The sequence below is a fragment of the Bradyrhizobium sp. HKCCYLS3070 genome (assembly GCF_051167575.1).
In the GTDB taxonomy this organism is placed as follows: domain Bacteria; phylum Pseudomonadota; class Alphaproteobacteria; order Rhizobiales; family Xanthobacteraceae; genus Bradyrhizobium.
Genome location: NZ_JBNPTI010000012.1, coordinates 181,426 through 198,748, shown reverse-complemented (window position 1 = coordinate 198,748; position 17,323 = coordinate 181,426). Strand labels below are relative to the sequence as shown.

Below are 17,323 nucleotides of genomic sequence, written 5' to 3'. Positions count from 1 at the left end.
ATCACAGCCTGAGAAACGCCCGCGTCCTCGTGGTCAGGACGGACGTCCGCAAGGCCGTTTTTACACGACCAAGACCCATCTGAGACATTTCGCTAGCATCCCACATTGTAGTAGCGAAGGCCCCTTTCAGAGTTCTGCTTTGAACCGACACGATGGTCTTCCCTCAGATTGAGGGCAGGCATGAGGCTGCGAAAATTCCCGATCCCATACCTGGAGGCGGGGCGTTGGCCCGCGTTCTCATCGTAGGCGTTTGACTCAAATCAAATAGAACCCGCCTTAGGCTCATAGGGTTTTGCATGGTGGGCTGTCGCGAGGTTCTTTCCAAAACTCTATCGGTGAAGAGTTCATGTCCAGGCGCGTACCTCCTGTCGAAAACCGTGGTCGATCCATTCGGTTCTGGTTGGGGTTGCTCCTCGTGGTCTGCACGGTTCCGGCAATGCTGGTCGCCGGCTACCTGATCACCGACTCGTATATTGCGGCACGCGACAATGCAGAACGCAATACCGTGGCCACAACACGCGCGCTGATGCAGGCGGTCGACCGCGAGCTGCTCAGCGTCCAGTCGAGCTTGCGGGTGCTTGCAAAGTCACCCTACCTGCAGTCCGGTGATCTTGCTGCCTTTCACGAGCACTCGCGCGAACTGCTGCAGTGGCTGACAGGCAATGTAATTGTCATCGCGGACGCGGCCGGACAACTCCTGGTCAGCACGATGGTCCCCTACGGTCAGCCGTTGCCCAGAACCAGCATCCCAGGCCTGGTCCGCACCATCTTCGAGTCCGGCCGACCTGCGATTTCCGATTTTTATATCGGAGCCACATCGAGACAGCCTCAAATCGCCGTCGGTGTGCCCGTGTTTCGGGACGGGAAGGTCGCGTATGCGCTTGTGATGGGCATTCTTCCCGCGAATGTTGCCGTAATCTTGGAGCGGCAGAAGATACCGGAGGGCTGGATCGTGGCGATCCTCGACACCGGCGGGACTATCGTCGCCCGGACCAAAGATCCGGAACTGTTCATCGGCCAGCAGGGAACGCCTGAATTCCAACGCCAGACGTCGAGGGCGCAGGAGGGCATATACGAGACCCCGACGCTGGAAGGTATCGCAGTCATCGGCGGATACCACCGGTCGTCGATCACGGGCTGGATGATCGCATTCGGCGTTCCCAAGAGCGTCTATACGACGAATCTGCGATGGGCACTGATGATCCAGAGCGCTACCGCGGTCCTCGTGCTGTTGCTCGGTGCGTTGTTGGCGGCAAGTATCAGCAGGCGAATCGTCCGCTCGATCCGCGCGATGACGACCCCGGCGCTTGCGCTGGGACTGTCCCGGAAGATTGATGTCCCGACGGTCGAAATTCGGGAGGTGAACGAGCTAGGTCACGCTCTGACAACGGCTTCCCAATTGATCAACCAGCGCGAGGTCGAGCGCGACGAGGCGCAGCACCAAAAAGCGCAAATCGAGGAGTCGCTCCGGCGATCACAGAAGCTGGAAGCGATTGGCCAGATGGCCGCCACCATCGCCCACGATTTCGGAAATCTGCTCACCCCGATCCTAGGAAACTTGGATATGCTCGAGGAGCGGATCGATGATCCCCGCTCGCGATTGCGTATCAATAATGCCCTGGCTAGTGCCAAACGGGGCCAGCAGCTCGTCCGCTCCCTTATGGCCTTCGCACGCCAAGAGCCGTCGGCAGTGACGATCATCGACATCAATCAGGCGATCCTTGCCATGGAGGGAGTGCTGGAGCAGTCGCTGGGCACAATCGGCAAGCTGATCTTCAACCTCGCATCGGAGGCTTGGCCCGTACGCGGCGACGCAACCCAACTGGAGATGGCGATCATCAACCTGGTCGTCAATGCGCGCGATGCCATGACCGCGGAAGGCACCGTGCAAATATCGACGATGAATAGGACGCTGCACGGCGAGCACGACAATCTCTCGGGCGATTACGTGGCAGTCGCGGTTTCCGACACGGGCTCGGGCATGCCGCCTGAAATCCTCGCGGTTGCATTCGAGCCCTTGTTCACGACCAAAGAGCCGGGCAAAGGCACCGGGCTCGGTCTCGCCAGCGTTTGTAGATTTGCCAAACAATGCGGCGGTGTCGCAGTGATCGAGAGTGAGCTCCGCAAGGGAACCACGGTCACGATCTATCTGCCGCGTGCGCGCAACGACGCAACGACTGATAGCGGTGACTCTCGGCTCGGCCAGGCCGCCGACCTGGGCGACGTGAAGTGACGTGCTTGGCCCATTTCGGGCCCAGAGGTCATTGATTGCGACGGTGTCGTTGAGAGCCACAGCAGACATCTGCCGAAGATGCGACAGCCTCTTCGTATCCGGCGGCCGGCCAGGCCGCATCCCGCAAGGGGTGGGAGGACTCGTAGTGGTCAAAGCAAGTTGACCCGATCTGCTTCATCCCCCGACATCCACGCCGCCATGCGCATGCTCTGGTAACATGAGTTCGCCCGGCGAATCGTGGTCACAACCGTCCTACAACGTGCCAGGTTGCGATGGCCGTCCTCCAGCTCTTTCGAGGTTGAACGCTTACCTGCCGAAAATTCCGCCCACCACGCGGTGCATCGCACCACCGATCGCGCCGATGGGACCTCCGACATTGCGCTGATGTCGCGCGCGTCCCGTGCTGCGACGGGCTTGGCGGTCGGATTTGGCAGCCTCGGCGGCCGCGTCCATCAGGACCTTGTGCTGGGCGGCATTGAGGAAGCCGGTCGTGGGGTAGCCGCGCTCCTCCTGCCAATGGGCGAGGGCGGCGCGGGTCTGTTCGTCGAACGTCCCGTTGATCTTGGTGCCGAACCCGAGCCTGGTCAGCCCTCGTTGCACCGCGCGACGCTTCGCCTTGGTGAGGCCGATCTGGTTCTCGGCCTGCTGATTGGCGTCCTGGGCAGCGATCACGGTATCGGCGGGTGCCGACGCTTCACGAGGTGTGCTGCTCAGACCAGCGTGAGCGACCTGCGCGCTTCCGGCGATCGCTAGGAGGGACAGTGCCAGGATCAAGGCGCGCATGGCCTTTCCTTCGCCGATGATACGTTTCTAGAAGAGATACAGCGCGCCGAACTGAACGATCAACATCCGGTCATGCCGCTCCGTGCGATTGCAGGGTAACTGCGGCCCGGGCGGCACGGTTCCCTGGCCCCGCGCCATTGTTCCCTCGCGTCGCACGCGGAGCACGCGATCGGAGCGCACCTGGGAGGTGTCCAGCAGTGGCCGCGATCCCGGATCGTCGTGGGCGAGCCAGCCGCGGCAGGCAAGCCGTCGCATAGCCCCGAATGCGTATCTAATTACCTTTTAACTGTTCGGAGCCCCCCATTGGGCGGCTCTTTCTGCATGAGGAGCCAAATTTCGATTGAAAATCCAAATCGTCGCATTCCTGCTGCATCGCAAAATGCTCATACCGCCATGCAATATAATCCGTTGTATCTGGCATCTGGTATACGTAAATTCTCCTCAGTCAGAACGTCATACCGCCTCACTGAAGGAGACAAACCATGGCCAAGACCGTCGCCCTCCCCCTCGTCCAGCCCGTGTCGCTGTTCGGCCGCCTGCTGGCGACCCTCGACCGCGTGCTGATGACCAGCGCCCGCGCCGCCAACCGCAACGGCGACCTGCCCTATTTCGGCCTCTGAGGCTCGGCGCGCTTCGCGCGCGCAGGCAGCCCTCGAAGCCCAACCAAGAGCCCCGGATCTCCGGGGCTTTTGCTTTTGCGACACCCGCGCGACCTGCGACATATTGGCCCCGTGGGCGTCCCACCCGATCTCCTCAATTGCGGTCGGTCACCTCTTCATACCAAAATCAAATCGGTCGATTTGCTGCGGATGCTCCTCTTGCTGCCTGCTCCCGGCTGCCAACACAACTTTTGGCTGCATGGGCATTGCAAGGAAGTCCGGGGCTGGCGACGACCTGGAGCTGGTCACGGTGGGGATGACACCGGCGGGCTCGACAGGTCGGTGGTTCGATTGGGCACAGCGGCCGGAAGAAGCCGTGCGCTCTCGGGAATGAAGGGGAGAAAGCGTCGATGAAGCGTTCCGTGCGCGTGGCCGTTATGGCTGGCATCGCCCTGATGGCAGGGCATATCCCGGCTCTGGCGGGATGGGAGCCTGTCCGGCCGGTCGAGTTCATCGTTCCGGCTGGCACCGGCGGCGGTGCCGATCAGATGGCCCGGACGATCCAGGGCATCGTCACCAAGCACAACCTGATGAAGCAGCCGCTGGTCGTGATCAACAAGTCCGGTGGCGCCGGCGGCGAAGGCTTCCTCGACGTCAAGGCGTCGGCCGGCAACCCGCACAAGATCATCATCACGCTGTCGAACCTGTTCACGACCCCGCTCGCGACCGGCATTCCGTTCAACTGGAAGGACCTCACTCCCGTCGCGATGCTGGCGCTCGACGAGTTCGTGCTCTGGGTCAATGCCGAGAAGCCCTACACCACCGCCAAGGACTACGTCGATGCGGTCAAGCAGGCCGGCGGCACCCTCAAGATGGGCGGCACCGGCTCGAAGCAGGAAGACCAGATCATCACGGTAGCCATGGAGAAGGCGACCGGCGCGAAGTTCACCTACATCCCCTACAAGGGCGGTGGCGAAGTGGCCGTCCAACTGGTCGGCAACCACATCGATTCCACCGTCAACAATCCGATCGAAGCGGTGGCGCAGTGGCGCGGCGGCAAGGTCAGGCCGCTCTGCGTGTTCGACGACAAGCCGATGGGCTTTGACGAGCCGATCACCGACGGCAAGGCCTGGAAGGACATCCCGACCTGCAAGTCGCAGGGGCTCGACATCGAATATCTGATGCTGCGCGGCATCTTCATGTCGCCGCGGGCCACCAAGGACCAGATCGAATACTACGTCGACCTGTTCAGGAAGGTGCGAGAGACGCCGGAATGGCAGGAGTTCATGAAGACCGGCGCCTTCAACACCACCTTCATGACCGGTGCGGACTACGCCAAATGGGTCGAGACCGAAGAGAAGCGGCACGAGCTCCTGATGAAGGAAGCCGGCTTCCTGGCCTCGAACTGAGCGGCTCGCATGAGAAGTCACGGTGGATCGGCCGGCCCCAGCCACAAGGCGGTCGAGGCCGGCGTCACGCTCGCCATCGCGCTGTTCGGGATCATCGTGATCATCGGCAGCGTGAAGGCGGGAATCAATTGGGGCGCTGAGGGGCCGCGGGCTGGATTCTTTCCGTTCTATGTCGGCCTGCTCATCGTCGCGGCCAGCGCGATGAATGTCCGCAACACGCTGCGCGAGGACGACGGCCGCGTCTTCGCCGAATGGGGCCAGCTCCGCCAGGTCATGAGCGTGGTGGTGCCGACGGCGATCTATGTCGGCGCCCTGCCCTTCATTGGCCTCTACCTCGCGTCCATGATCTTCATCGCCTGGTTCATGCGGTGGCTCGGCAAATATGGCTGGCTCACGGTGGAAGCGGTCGCGATCGGCATGCCGGTCGTGACCTATCTGATCTTCGAGCGCTGGTTCATGGTCCCCCTCCCCAAGGGGCCGATCGAGGATTGGCTCGGACTCTAACAAGAAAACTCATCCGCTGAGGGTTGCAGGACCAAGCTGGCATGGAAGAACTCGCCAATCTGTTTCACGGCTTCGCAGTCGCCCTCCAACCGTTCAACATCATGGTGATGATCCTCGGCATCGTGCTCGGGGTGATCATCGGCGTGCTGCCGGGACTGGGCGGCGCCAACGGCGTCGCGATCCTGCTGCCGCTGACCTTCAGCATGCCGCCGACCTCGGCGATCATCATGCTGTCCTGCATCTATTGGGGCGCGCTGTTCGGCGGCGCCATCACCTCGATCCTGTTCAACATCCCCGGCGAACCATGGTCGGTCGCCACCACCTTCGACGGCTACCCGATGGCGCAGCAGGGCAAGGCGGGCGAGGCGCTCACGGCAGCGTTCACCTCGTCCTTCGTCGGCGCGCTGTTCGCGGTCATCATGATCACGCTGATCGCGCCGCTGGTCGCTGGCTTCGCGCTTCAGTTCGGCCCGGCCGAGAAATTCGCCGTCTATTTTCTCGCCTTCTGCAGCTTCGTCGGCCTGAGCAAGGAGCCACCCTTCAAGACGATTGCGGCGATGATGATCGGCTTCGCACTCGCGGCTGTCGGCCTGGATTCCATCACCGGCCAGCTCCGCCTCACCTTCGGCGTCACTGAACTGCTCAACGGCTTCGACTTCCTGATCGCCGTGATCGGGCTGTTCGGCATCGGCGAGATCCTGCTCACGATGGAGGAAGGCCTGAGTTTCCGCGGCGGCAATGCGCAGATCAATCTGCGTGTCGTGCTGCACACCTGGAAGGAGATGCCGGCCTATTGGGTCACGTCGCTGCGCTCCTGCCTGATCGGCTGCTGGATGGGCATCACCCCCGCCGGCGCCACGCCGGCCTCGTTCATGAGCTACGGCATCGCCAAGCGCCTTTCCAAGCGCGGCAAGAATTTCGGCCATGGCGAGATCGAAGGCGTCGTCGCTCCGGAGACGGCAGCCCATGCGGCAGGCACGGCGGCGCTGCTGCCGATGCTGTCGCTCGGCGTGCCCGGCTCCCCCACGGCGGCGGTGCTGCTCGGCGGCCTCTTGATCTGGGGCCTGCAGCCCGGCCCGATGCTGTTCGTCGAGCAGAAGGAATTCGTCTGGGGCCTGATCGCCTCGATGTATCTCGGCAACCTCGCCGGCCTGCTCGTCGTGCTGACCTGCGTTCCGGTCTTCGCGGCGATCCTGCGCATTCCCTTCAGCATCATCGCACCGCTCATCCTCGTGCTCTGTGCCATCGGCGCCTATTCGGTGCACTCGAGCACGTTCGACGTGGTGCTGATGCTGGTGTTCGGCGTGCTCGGCTATCTGTTCAAGAAGTGCGGCTATCCGCTCGCGCCGCTGGTGCTCGCCATCGTGCTCGGCGACAAGGCCGAGGAGGCCTTCCGGCAGTCACTGCTGGGATCCCAGGGATCGCTCGCGATCTTCTTCTCCAACGGGCTGGTCGGCACCATCATGGCACTCGGGTTGATCGCGCTGTTCTGGTCGGCGATCCAGCAGGGCTACAACCGGTTGCGGGCGCTCGCCACATAAACTCGCCCTTGCTCCGATAGTTGAACTACAAATATCCTCTGCTGCGTCGTATTGTCGCTGCAACGATTTGCCTTGCTTCTGCAGGCTTTTTTCATCGATCGCTGGCCTAGCAGCGGGCACGGGCTCGATGAATCCGCTTGTTTATTGGCATATCATATACCAAACTCCGCATAGCTGTTAGGACAAGAATAGACAGCCTGGAGGAAACATGACGGACTTGGCTCACGCGGGGGCGCCCGCATCTGCAAGAGTAAGCGACGCCTATCGCTGGACGCAGCTCGCGGTTGGCGTCCTGGCGATGGTGATGATCGCCAACTATCAATATGGCTGGACCTTCTTCGTCCCGGATATCGCCAAGACCTTCGGCTGGGATCGCGCGTCGATCCAGTGGGCCTTCACCCTGTTCGTGCTGTTCGAAACCTGGCTCGTGCCGGTCGAGGGCTGGTTCGTCGACAAATACGGCCCGCGCATCGTCGTGCTCGTCGGCGGCGTGCTCTGCGCGATCGGCTGGATGATCAACGCCTACGCCACCTCGCTCAACGGCTACTATCTCGGCATGATCATCGCGGGCATCGGCGCCGGCGGCGTCTACGGCACCTGCGTCGGCAACGCGCTGAAATGGTTTCCCGACAAGCGCGGCCTCGCGGCCGGCATCACCGCGGCCGGCTTCGGCGCCGGCTCGGCGCTCACCGTCGCGCCGATCCAGGCCATGATCCGCGACTCCGGCTTCCAGACCACCTTCCTGTATTTCGGTCTCGGCCAGGGCATCATCATCGTCATCCTCGCCTTCTTCCTGTTCGCGCCCAAGGAAGGCCAGGTGCCCGCGGTCACTCAGAACACCAACCTCGTCCAGAGCCGCCGCAACTACAACCCGACCGAAGTGATCCGTCAGCCGATCTTCTGGCTGATGTACTTCATGTTCGTGATCGTCGGCGCCGGCGGCCTGATGGTGACGGCCAACCTCAAGCCGATCGCCGGCGACTGGAAGGTCGACAACATTCCGGTGACGCTGATCGGCATGACCATGACGGCGGTGACGTTCGCAGCGACCATCGACCGCGTTCTGAACGGCCTGACGCGTCCGTTCTTCGGCTGGATCTCGGACATGATCGGCCGCGAGAACACGATGTTCATCGCCTTCGGCATGGAAGGCATCGGCATCTGGGCGCTGTACATGCTGGGCCACGATCCGGTGTGGTTCGTGATCCTGTCCGGCTTCGTGTTCTTCGCCTGGGGCGAGATCTACTCGCTGTTCCCCTCGACCTGCACCGACACGTTCGGCACCAAGTTCGCCACCACCAATGCCGGCCTGCTGTACACCGCCAAGGGCACGGCAGCGCTGCTGGTGCCGATCGCGAACTACATGCAGCAGTCGTCAGGCAATTGGGACCGCGTCTTCATCATCGCGGCCGGCGCCAACATCCTGGCATCGATCCTCGCGATCGCGGTGCTCAAGCCCTGGCGGAGGGTCGTGGTGCAGAAATCGACGCTCTGACGCGCCCCTTCGCGCTGCAACAAAAATAAAAAAGAACGCTTCCAGATTGACGACGCTCGGCATTTTGCCGAGCGTTTTCTTTTGCTTGGCGGACGATTTCGGTCTCGTTGCAAAGCAACATGTCGCACCCTGTGTCGCAGGCCATATTGCAGACTGGAATATATTATACCAGAATGACTTCGTGCGCAGATGAGGAGCGCGCTCGCAGCGGCATCCTCCAAGAGAGCGCGTTAGGGAGGACACATGGTTTCCAGCACAGAGGCGACACCGCCTGTCCAGGCACAGTCCAGCGGCTTCCGCTGGCTCCAGCTCGCGATGGGCATCATCTGCATGGCGATGATCGCCAACCTGCAATATGGCTGGACACTGTTCGTCGATCCGATCGACGCGAAGTTTCACTGGGGTCGCACGGCGATCCAACTGGCCTTCACGATCTTCGTCGTCACCGAAACCTGGCTCGTGCCGGTCGAGGCCTGGTTCGTCGACAAATACGGCCCGCGCCTCGTCATCATGTTCGGTGCCGTCATGATCTCGCTGGCATGGGTGCTGAACTCCTACGCCGACTCGCTCACCCTGCTCTACGCCGGCGCCGTCATCGGCGGCATCGGCGCCGGTGCGGTCTACGGCACCTGCGTCGGCAATGCGCTGAAATGGTTTCCCGACCGCCGCGGCCTCGCCGCCGGCGCCACCGCCGCCGGCTTCGGCGCGGGCGCCGCGCTCACCGTCGTGCCGATCGCCAGCATGATCGCCTCGAGCGGCTATCAGAGCGCCTTCTTCACCTTCGGCATCGGCCAGGGCCTGATCGTGTTCGTGCTCGCGATCTTCCTGCGGCCGCCGACCCACGCCGCGCCTGCGCGCAAGAAGCAGCTCAACCTGCCGCAGAGCAAGATCGACTACACGCCGCCGCAGGTGCTGCGCACGCCGATCTTCTGGATCATGTATCTGGTGTTCGTGATGGTGGCCTCCGGCGGCCTGATGACCGCAGCCCAGATCGCCCCGATCGCGCACGACTTCAAGATCGCCAACGAGCCGGTGTCGCTCGCCGGCTTCCAGATGGCGGCACTGACGTTTGCGATCTCGCTCGATCGAATCTTCGACGGCTTCGGCCGTCCGGTGTTCGGCTGGATCTCGGATACGATCGGCCGCGAGCACACCATGTTCATCGCCTTCGGCACCGCCGCTTTGATGCTGCTGACGCTGGCGAATTACGGCCACAACCCGATCGTGTTCGTGCTCGCGACCGCGGTCTATTTCGGCGTGTTCGGCGAGATCTACAGCCTGTTCCCGGCGACCTCGGGCGATACGTTCGGCAGCAAATATGCCGCGACCAACAACGGCATGCTCTACACCGCGAAGGGCACCGCCTCGCTCCTGGTCCCGCTCGCGAGCCTCGTCTCCGCCAAGTATGGCTGGCAGGCCGTGTTCGTGATCGGCGTTGCGCTGAACGCGACGGCGGCGCTGATGGCGCTGTTCGTGATCAAGCCGCTGCGCCGCGCCTTCATCCTCGGCAAGGAGGCGGCGGTCACCCAGCCTGCGGCGCAGGACGTTCGCACCACGGCGTAAATCACCCGCTTCTTCCCGCGACTGCAGGAGGCGCATCCCCATGCGCCTCCTTTTCTTTTTTTCTTTTGGCGCGCCGTGCATGCCAGATGCCAATCCGAGCATACATTTGACAGCATCGCTGACCTTATTTTCCAGACATCTGCCCAGAAAACATCAAGATCCCAATTGACTTCTGGCATAACGTATACCAGACTTCCTTCTGTTCAAGACAACAAACGGGAGGGTGCCATGAAAGTCGGAGACATCCTGCGCAACAAGACGGCGCGCGTGATCACGGTGCGAATGAATGAGACCGTCGGCGTCGCGGCGCAGTTGATGCGCGCCAGCAATGTCAGCGCCCTCGTCGTGAAGGACGTCGTCCGCACGGAAGGCAACACCGCCGCCGGCATGTTCACCGAGCGCGACGTGGTGCGCGCCATCGCCGAGCACGGCGCCGCCGGCGTCACCATGAAGGTCTCGCAGTTGATCTCGCCGCAGCGGCTGATCTCCTGCAGCACTGAGGACACGCTCGAGCACGTGCGGCATCTGATGAACGTGCATCACATCCGCCACCTCCCGGTCATCGTCGACTTCGCGCTCGCCGGCGTCATCAGCATGCGCGACGTCTCCAGCGCCTTCGACGAAGCGGAAGCTCCCGTCGCCGCCTGACGCGTCCAGCCCGGTCAGCGGAACCGGTTCATCCCCCAGGGAGTCTTGTCGGAGCAGCGCGCCGCCTGTTAGGCGGTGCGCTGAGAACAGCAGCACAGTAAGGTCGCCGCTCATTCTGACCGATAGGATTCCTCGCGATGAAAGCCTATGTCTACGGCGCCCAGGGCGCCGCGATCACCGATATCGCCAAGCCCACGCCGAAGGGCACGCAGGTCCTGGTCCGCGTGCGCGCCTGCGGCCTCAATCGCGCCGATCTCGGCATGACGAAGGGGCATGTGCATGGCGCCGCCGGCGGCGTCGGCACGGTGCTCGGCATGGAATGGGCCGGCGAGGTCGCCGAGCTCGGTCCCGACGCCAGGGGCGTGAAGATCGGCGACAAGGTGATGGGCTCGGGCAGCGCGGCGTTCGCCGAATACACTCTCGCCGACCACGGCCGTCTGTTCCACGCGCCGTCGAACATGAATTTCGACGAGGCCGCCACGCTGCCGATCGCGTTGACCACGATGCACAACGCCGTCGTCACCAACGGCGCTTTGCAGCCGGGCCAGCGCGTGCTGGTGCAGGGTGCGAGCTCCGGCGTCGGCCTGATGGCGATGCAGATCGCCAAGCTCAAGGGCGCCTCGCTGGTGGTGGGCTCCTCGACCGATGCGATGCGCCGCGGACGGCTCAACGAGTTCGGCGCCGATCTCGCCATCGACTCCAGCGATCCCGCCTGGGTCGATCAGGTGCTGCAGGCGACCAACGGCGAGGGCGTCGATCTGATCATCGACCAGGTGTCCGGCAAGGTCGCCAATCAGAACCTCGCCGCGACCAAGGTCCTCGGCCGCATCGTCAATGTCGGCCGGCTCGGCGGCACCCATGCCGACTTCAACTTCGACCTGCACGCGGCGCGCCGCATCACCTACGTCGGCGTCACCTTCCGCACCCGTTCGATCGAGGAGATCCGTACGATCTTCGACGAGGTGAAAAAGGACATCTGGAGTGCGGTCGAGCAGCGCACGCTGCGGCTGCCGATCGACCGCGTCTTCGCCTTCGACGACATTGGCGCGGCGTTCGCGCACATGGAGGCGAACAAGCATCTCGGCAAGATCGTGGTGACCTTGTGAACGCAACCTTCTGAGATTTAGAAGCACTCGAAACAGCGCGCGGTCCGCGCCCATGGACCGCGCGATCCCGGCTTTCATGGTGCGGCCTCGGCTGCTACATCCGCCGCCATGAGAGACGCCGCCTCCCATGTCGATTCCGGGAAAACCCGTGTCGCCGCGATCTCGATCGCGGCGAGCGCCAGCATGGCCGCGGCGAAGTTCATCGTCGGCATCCTGATCGGCAGCCTCGCGCTCGTCTCCGAGGCCCTGCACAGCGCCGTCGACGTCGTCGCCACCGTGATCACCTGGATGGTGGTTCGGGTATCGGACCGGCCGGCCGACGACGAGCATCATTACGGCCATGGCAAGCTGGAGAGCCTGTCGGCGCTCGGCGTCATCGCCCTGCTCTACGTGCTGGCCGGCGGCGTGCTGGTGGAATCCGTCAGCCGGCTGCGCGAGGCGGCGCCGCCGCCGTCGCTGTCGGCGATTCCGTTCGTGGTGCTGCTGGTCGACATCGCCGTCAACTTCTGGCGCGCCCGCGCGCTGCACCGCGCCGCGCACGAGACCCACAGCCAGGCGCTCGCCGCCGACGCACTGCATTTCGCCTCCGACGTGCTCGGCTCGATTGCCGTCATCGGCGGCCTGGTCCTCACCGCGTTCGGGTTCTGGTGGGGGGATTCCGCCGCCGCGGTCGCGGTCGCCCTGATGATCTCGGTGCTCGGCCTGCGGCTGGCGCGCTCCACCGTAGAAACACTGCTCGACCGTGCACCAGAGGGCGCGGCCGAAAAGGCGCGCGCCGCGATCCGTTCGATCAACGGCGTCGTCGATGTCGAGCGGCTGCGGGTCCGGCTCGTCGGCGCAACGCATTTTGTCGACGCCACGGTGCAGGTGCCGCGCACCTACCCGATCGACCGTGTGCACGAGATCAAGCGCGATGCGCAGGCCGCGGTCGATGCCAGCCTGTCCGGCGCCGACGTCACCTTCACGACGGTGCCGGTCGCGCTCAGCAACGAGAGCGTGCGCGAGCGCATCATGGTGATCGCGCGCAATTCCGGCCTCGCGATCCATCACGTCACCGTCCACGACGTCGGCGGCCGCCTGATCGTCGCGATCGACCTCGAGGTCGACGGCGACATGAGCCTGTTCGCGGCGCATGCGATCGCGCACGAGCTGGAACGCAGCATCCGCGACGAATTCGGCGCCGACGTCGAGGTCGACACCCATATCGAGCCGCTCGAACCCGAGCTGCCATTCGGCGTCGACGCGCCGGCGCAGCGGATCGCCGAGATCGCCGCCGCCCTGCAGCGTCTCGCCGCCGAGACCGACATGTACGACGTGCACAATGTCCGCGTCCGCAACACCGAGGCCGGCGAGATCGTCAACTTCCACTGCCGCGCGGCGCCGTCGATGAGCGTGCTGAAGGTGCACGACAATGTCGACCACATCGAGCGCGGGGTGCGTCGCGCCTTCCCGAGCGTCAAGCGCGTCATCAGTCACGCCGAGCCGCCGCACGGCTGAAGCCTGAACGTCATGCTGCGTTCCCGCTTCGGACTCACTCTGCCGGCTTTTCGCCATGGCAATTCCGCATTGGATAAGATTTATTAGCTTTTGCCAAATCGTTGACTCTCGACAGCCCGAGAAATCTGGATTCAAATCAACTTGATTCGGAAGCGGCTGGGGCTCTTTCGAAATTCGGGTATCCAAGAAGTTTCGGGGGTCTACAGCATGGCGCGTGCGCATGCCGCGAACGCGTGCGTCCAATCTTCTGATTCCATCAAGGGGTTGGCGCAATCGATCGCGAAACCGGCCTATCAAAGGCTGCTGACTGCTGAGCCGGTATTGCGTCGTGCTGTCCCTACTTTGATCATCGCCTTTCTCGTCACCATCTGTCTCGGCGCCTTCGTCCAGGTGCTCGACCAGAGCCGTCAGAAGCGCGGCGCGACCAAGCGCGACCTGGCCGCGATCTCCGACCTGCTCGCCGACCGTATCGGTCATCTGGCGACGCGCCCGGACCGCATCGCCCACATCGAGCATCTGCAGAGCCTGCTGCCCGACCTGATCCCCGCCTGGGGAGCGGCGGCCGGACGCCACGTGATCGTCACCGGCGCCGACCACCGCATCCTGGCCCGGGTTCCGGTCGACGCCGCGCTCGGCGAGAACGACCGCATCCTCGATCTGATCTCGACCGCGCAGCTCTTGGCCACGCCCGGCCTGCAGGGCGCGGTCACCGAGATCACCTTGCCGAACGGCCGTCCGGCCTTCGCAGTGTCGCAGTTGATCAAGGCGCTGCCCGGCCGCGTCGTCGTGATCCAGGAGAAGCTCGAGCCGATCTGGGGCTCGGACGCCGCGCTCTCGGTGACCCTGTCGGCGACGACGGGCTTCGTCGTGCTGATCCTGGGCTTCGCCTTCCACTGGCAGTCGACCCGCGCCCGCGAGGGCGACCTGATCAACGACGCCGTGCGCGGCCGCATCGACACCGCGCTCAATCGCGGCCGCTGCGGGCTGTGGGACTGGGACCTGTCGCGCGGGCGCATCTTCTGGTCGAACTCGATGTTCGCGATGCTCGGCCTGGAGAACCGCACCGACCTCCTCACCTTCGGCGAGGTCAACGCGCTGGTGAACTCGGACGACATCGACCTGTTCGAGATCGCCGACCAGCTCGTCGCCGGCGACATCCACCAGATCGACCAGAGCTTCCGGATGCGCCACACCGAGGGCCACTGGATCTGGCTGCGGGTTCGCTGCGAGCTCAGCCAGGGCACCTCAGATTCCGGCCTGCACCTGATCGGCATCGCGGTCGACGTCACCGAGCAGAAGAGCCTGGTCGAGAAGACCGTCGAGGCCGACCTGCGCCTGCGCGACGCGATCGAGACGATCTCGGAAGCCTTCGTGCTGTGGGACGCCAACAACCGGCTGGTGCTGTGCAACTCGCACTTCCAGAAGCTGCACAAGCTGCCGGACTCCGCCGTGATCCCCGGCACCTCCTATGAGACCGTCATCGAGGTCGGCAAGATGCCGGAGATCCGCACCCGGCTGCACGACCACAGCCAGCAGGCGCCGGGCGGCCGTACCTTCGAGGCGCAGCTCGACGACGGCAGCTGGCTGCACATCTCCGAGCGCCGCACCAAGGACGGCGGCTACGTCTCGGTCGGCACCGACATCACCCGCATCAAGGAGCACGAGCAGAAGCTCGTCGACAACGACCTGCGCCTGCGCGCCACGGTCATCGACTTGCAGCGCTCGCAGAGCGCGCTGGAACGCCAGGCGATCGAGCTCGCCGACCTCGCCGAGAAGTACTCGCAGGAAAAGACCCGCGCCGAGGAAGCCAACCAGACCAAGTCGAAATTCCTCGCCAATATGAGCCACGAGCTGCGCACGCCGCTCAACGCCATCATCGGCTTCTCCGAGATCATGGGCAGCGGCATGTTCGGCTCGCTCGGCTCGGAAAAGTACCAGGAGTACTGCCACGACATCCTGACCTCGGGTCAATATCTGCTCGAGGTGATCAACGACATCCTCGACATGTCGAAGATCGAGGCCGGCCGCATGAAGCTCGACATGGAGCCGCTCGACCTCGCCAAGACGCTGGCGGAATCGCTGCGCGTCGTCTCCGGTCGCGCCTTGGACAAGAGCCTCGTGCTCGACGCCGACATCGGAGGCAGCATCCCGGTCGTCGCCGACCGTCGCGCCACCAAGCAGATCATGGTCAACCTGCTGTCGAACGCGGTGAAGTTCACCCCCGAAGGCGGCCGTGTCACGATGCGGAGTCGCGTGTTCGAGGACAAGGTCGTGCTCATCATCGCCGACACCGGCATCGGCATCCCTGCGCATTCGCTGGCGCGCCTCGGCCGCCCGTTCGAGCAGGTCGAGAGCCAGATGACCAAGACTTATCACGGCTCCGGGCTCGGCCTCGCCATCGCCCGCTCGCTGGCCCAGTTGCACGGCGGCTCGATGCGGCTGCGCTCGCGGCTGGAGCACGGCACCGTCGTGCGCGTGACCCTGCCCCGCGACGCGTACAAGGCCACGGCGAGCATCTCGGTCGCGGCGTGAGCGCGGCGGCCGTACTGCCGTAGCGTGGGCACTTTGCCCACCCTACGGCAACATCATCAAATCGGATTCACATCTCAAAGAGATTGCACTTCAGGATCAGGCCCCACAGGCATGACAGCGCTTTCGCGTGACGGATGACGCCCGAGGCATGCGATCGGCTTGCCCTTCGGACATGCAACGCCGACGCAGGACGCAGGCGGATGACGGCATCATGACGTCGCTTCGTGCCTAGTCAGCAACATTGGCGGAACGCGGTATTGACGCACCTGCACGTCAGCAACTAAGGCAGTTGCTCCAAGATCTGGAGTACCGCGCGTGATCATTGCCTTCATCGTTGCCGCCTTCGCCTATCGCTTTGCCATGCTGGGCGTCTCGATCCGCAACGAAAAACGGCTGCGCGCCGACGGCGCAACCGAATACGGCGCATCCGTGTCGCGCTGGTTGGCCATCGCACATGTCGCTTTCTATCTCGCCGCGACGGCCGAGGGCCTCGTCCGGGATGCGCCGCTCGACGCCGTCAGCATCATCGGGTTCGTAATCTATCTGTTCGGCGCGGTGATGCTGCTTGTGGTGTCGCAATTGCTCGGCCGCCTCTGGACCGTCAAGCTGATGCTCGCGCGCGACCACGCGCTGGTGACCCATCCGCTGTTCCGGATCGTGCGCCACCCGAACTACTTCCTCAACATCCTGCCCGAGCTGATCGGCTACGCGCTGACCCTGCACGCCTATCTCACGCTCGTGGCCGGCCTGATCATCTATGCCGTGCCACTGACCTTGCGGATCCGGCAGGAGGAGAAGATCATGCGGGAGCAATTTGCTGCATACTGAGCGGAGCTAGCCGCTCCGCGAGTTCGCCGCGCGGACCGCAACTTTCACCAAGTCCGACGCTCGACGCCCGTGCAAGGGTTCGGTGACCATCATCGTACCCAAGGGAGCATCGCGATGCTGAAGCGGATCTGGCACGGCTGGACCACGGCGGCGGATGCCGATGCCTATGAGGACCTGCTGCGGTCAACGATCTTTCCAGGGATCATCGATCGGAAGATCGAGGGATTTCTGAGCATCGAGCTGCTGCGCAGGCCGCTCGAAGACGAGGTCGAATTCGTGACGATCATGACCTTCGCCGATCCGACGGCGGTGGTTCGCTTCGCGGGTCCGGCGCATGACGCGGCGGTGGTCCCGGCCGCGGCGCGGAAGCTGCTCAGCCGCTATGACGGCCATGCCGCGCATTATGAGTTGAAGGCCACGCGCCACGCGCAAGGTCAGAGTTCAGCGACCGCATGAGAGCCCGAAGTCTGCCGATGACGCCGGCGAGGTCGGCGACGACGCCGGCCGTCGCCACCGCAGCAACCTGGATGGCTACTCTGCGCTCGCAATGACGAGAGGAGACAGTGTGCGCCATCCTGGCGAGCG

At 63.8% G+C, this 17,323-nt stretch carries 15 protein-coding genes; 13 read left to right on the top strand and 2 right to left on the bottom strand.

Annotated elements, in window-relative coordinates:
- Positions 1 to 436 precede the first annotated feature (436 nt).
- Positions 437 to 2,233 (top strand): sensor histidine kinase, encoded by a 1,797-nt coding sequence (locus tag ACQR03_RS28120; protein WP_315753027.1) that lies wholly within the window; start codon positions 437 to 439, stop codon positions 2,231 to 2,233.
- Positions 2,234 to 2,539: 306 nt separating this feature from the next.
- On the opposite strand, the gene ACQR03_RS28115 is transcribed toward ACQR03_RS28120, so the two are convergent.
- The gene (locus ACQR03_RS28115; RefSeq protein ID WP_315753028.1) at positions 2,540 to 3,016 is read right to left on the bottom strand and encodes a peptidoglycan-binding domain-containing protein; all 477 of its coding nucleotides are present in this window, start codon (positions 3,014 to 3,016) and stop codon (positions 2,540 to 2,542) included.
- 482 nt (positions 3,017 to 3,498) lie between these two features.
- On the opposite strand from ACQR03_RS28115, the gene ACQR03_RS28110 reads away from it, so the two are divergent.
- From ACQR03_RS28110 to ACQR03_RS28075, 8 genes are all read left to right on the top strand, one after another.
- Entirely contained in the window at positions 3,499 to 3,636 is a 138-nt protein-coding gene (locus ACQR03_RS28110; RefSeq protein WP_315716173.1) for a hypothetical protein, read from the top strand.
- A 389-nt stretch (positions 3,637 to 4,025) separates the two neighbouring features.
- Positions 4,026 to 5,024 (top strand): Bug family tripartite tricarboxylate transporter substrate binding protein, encoded by a 999-nt coding sequence (locus ACQR03_RS28105; protein WP_315753029.1) that lies wholly within the window; start codon positions 4,026 to 4,028, stop codon positions 5,022 to 5,024.
- 9 nt (positions 5,025 to 5,033) lie between these two features.
- The gene (locus tag ACQR03_RS28100; protein ID WP_315753030.1) at positions 5,034 to 5,528 is read left to right on the top strand and encodes a tripartite tricarboxylate transporter TctB family protein; all 495 of its coding nucleotides are present in this window, start codon (positions 5,034 to 5,036) and stop codon (positions 5,526 to 5,528) included.
- A gap of 41 nt (positions 5,529 to 5,569) precedes the next feature.
- Positions 5,570 to 7,069, top strand: a complete 1,500-nt coding sequence (locus ACQR03_RS28095) for a tripartite tricarboxylate transporter permease (RefSeq protein ID WP_315753031.1) — start codon at positions 5,570 to 5,572, stop codon at positions 7,067 to 7,069.
- A 208-nt stretch (positions 7,070 to 7,277) separates the two neighbouring features.
- On the top strand, positions 7,278 to 8,564 hold the full coding sequence (gene oxlT / locus ACQR03_RS28090; protein ID WP_315716169.1) for an oxalate/formate MFS antiporter: 1,287 nt from the start codon (positions 7,278 to 7,280) through the stop codon (positions 8,562 to 8,564).
- Between the two features lie 243 nt (positions 8,565 to 8,807).
- On the top strand, positions 8,808 to 10,127 hold the full coding sequence (gene oxlT / locus ACQR03_RS28085) for an oxalate/formate MFS antiporter (protein ID WP_315716168.1): 1,320 nt from the start codon (positions 8,808 to 8,810) through the stop codon (positions 10,125 to 10,127).
- Between the two features lie 228 nt (positions 10,128 to 10,355).
- Positions 10,356 to 10,775 carry a CBS domain-containing protein gene (locus ACQR03_RS28080; RefSeq protein ID WP_015665845.1) on the top strand — a complete coding sequence of 140 codons (420 nt, stop codon included), beginning with the start codon at positions 10,356 to 10,358 and terminating at the stop codon, positions 10,773 to 10,775.
- Positions 10,776 to 10,912: 137 nt separating this feature from the next.
- Positions 10,913 to 11,881 carry a zinc-binding dehydrogenase gene (locus ACQR03_RS28075; protein ID WP_434842034.1) on the top strand — a complete coding sequence of 323 codons (969 nt, stop codon included), beginning with the start codon at positions 10,913 to 10,915 and terminating at the stop codon, positions 11,879 to 11,881.
- A gap of 74 nt (positions 11,882 to 11,955) precedes the next feature.
- On the opposite strand, the gene ACQR03_RS28070 is transcribed toward ACQR03_RS28075, so the two are convergent.
- Positions 11,956 to 12,084 (bottom strand): hypothetical protein, encoded by a 129-nt coding sequence (locus ACQR03_RS28070; RefSeq protein WP_315716165.1) that lies wholly within the window; start codon positions 12,082 to 12,084, stop codon positions 11,956 to 11,958.
- Between ACQR03_RS28070 and ACQR03_RS28065 the strand changes: the two genes are divergently transcribed.
- The 4 genes from ACQR03_RS28065 to ACQR03_RS28050 all read left to right on the top strand — a co-directional run bounded on the left by ACQR03_RS28065 (position 12,065) and on the right by ACQR03_RS28050 (position 17,194).
- On the top strand, positions 12,065 to 13,378 hold the full coding sequence (locus ACQR03_RS28065; RefSeq protein ID WP_316184524.1) for a cation diffusion facilitator family transporter: 1,314 nt from the start codon (positions 12,065 to 12,067) through the stop codon (positions 13,376 to 13,378). The two genes, ACQR03_RS28070 and ACQR03_RS28065, sit on opposite strands and share 20 nt — an antisense overlap.
- A gap of 207 nt (positions 13,379 to 13,585) precedes the next feature.
- Positions 13,586 to 15,910, top strand: coding sequence for a sensor histidine kinase (locus ACQR03_RS28060; protein ID WP_315753037.1), 2,325 nt, complete (start codon positions 13,586 to 13,588; stop codon positions 15,908 to 15,910).
- 315 nt (positions 15,911 to 16,225) lie between these two features.
- Entirely contained in the window at positions 16,226 to 16,738 is a 513-nt protein-coding gene (locus ACQR03_RS28055) for an isoprenylcysteine carboxyl methyltransferase family protein (protein WP_315828280.1), read from the top strand.
- Positions 16,739 to 16,852: 114 nt separating this feature from the next.
- Complete coding sequence (locus tag ACQR03_RS28050; protein WP_315716161.1) at positions 16,853 to 17,194, top strand: antibiotic biosynthesis monooxygenase family protein; 342 nt, start codon at positions 16,853 to 16,855, stop codon at positions 17,192 to 17,194.
- The last annotated feature ends 129 nt before the right edge of the window (positions 17,195 to 17,323 follow it).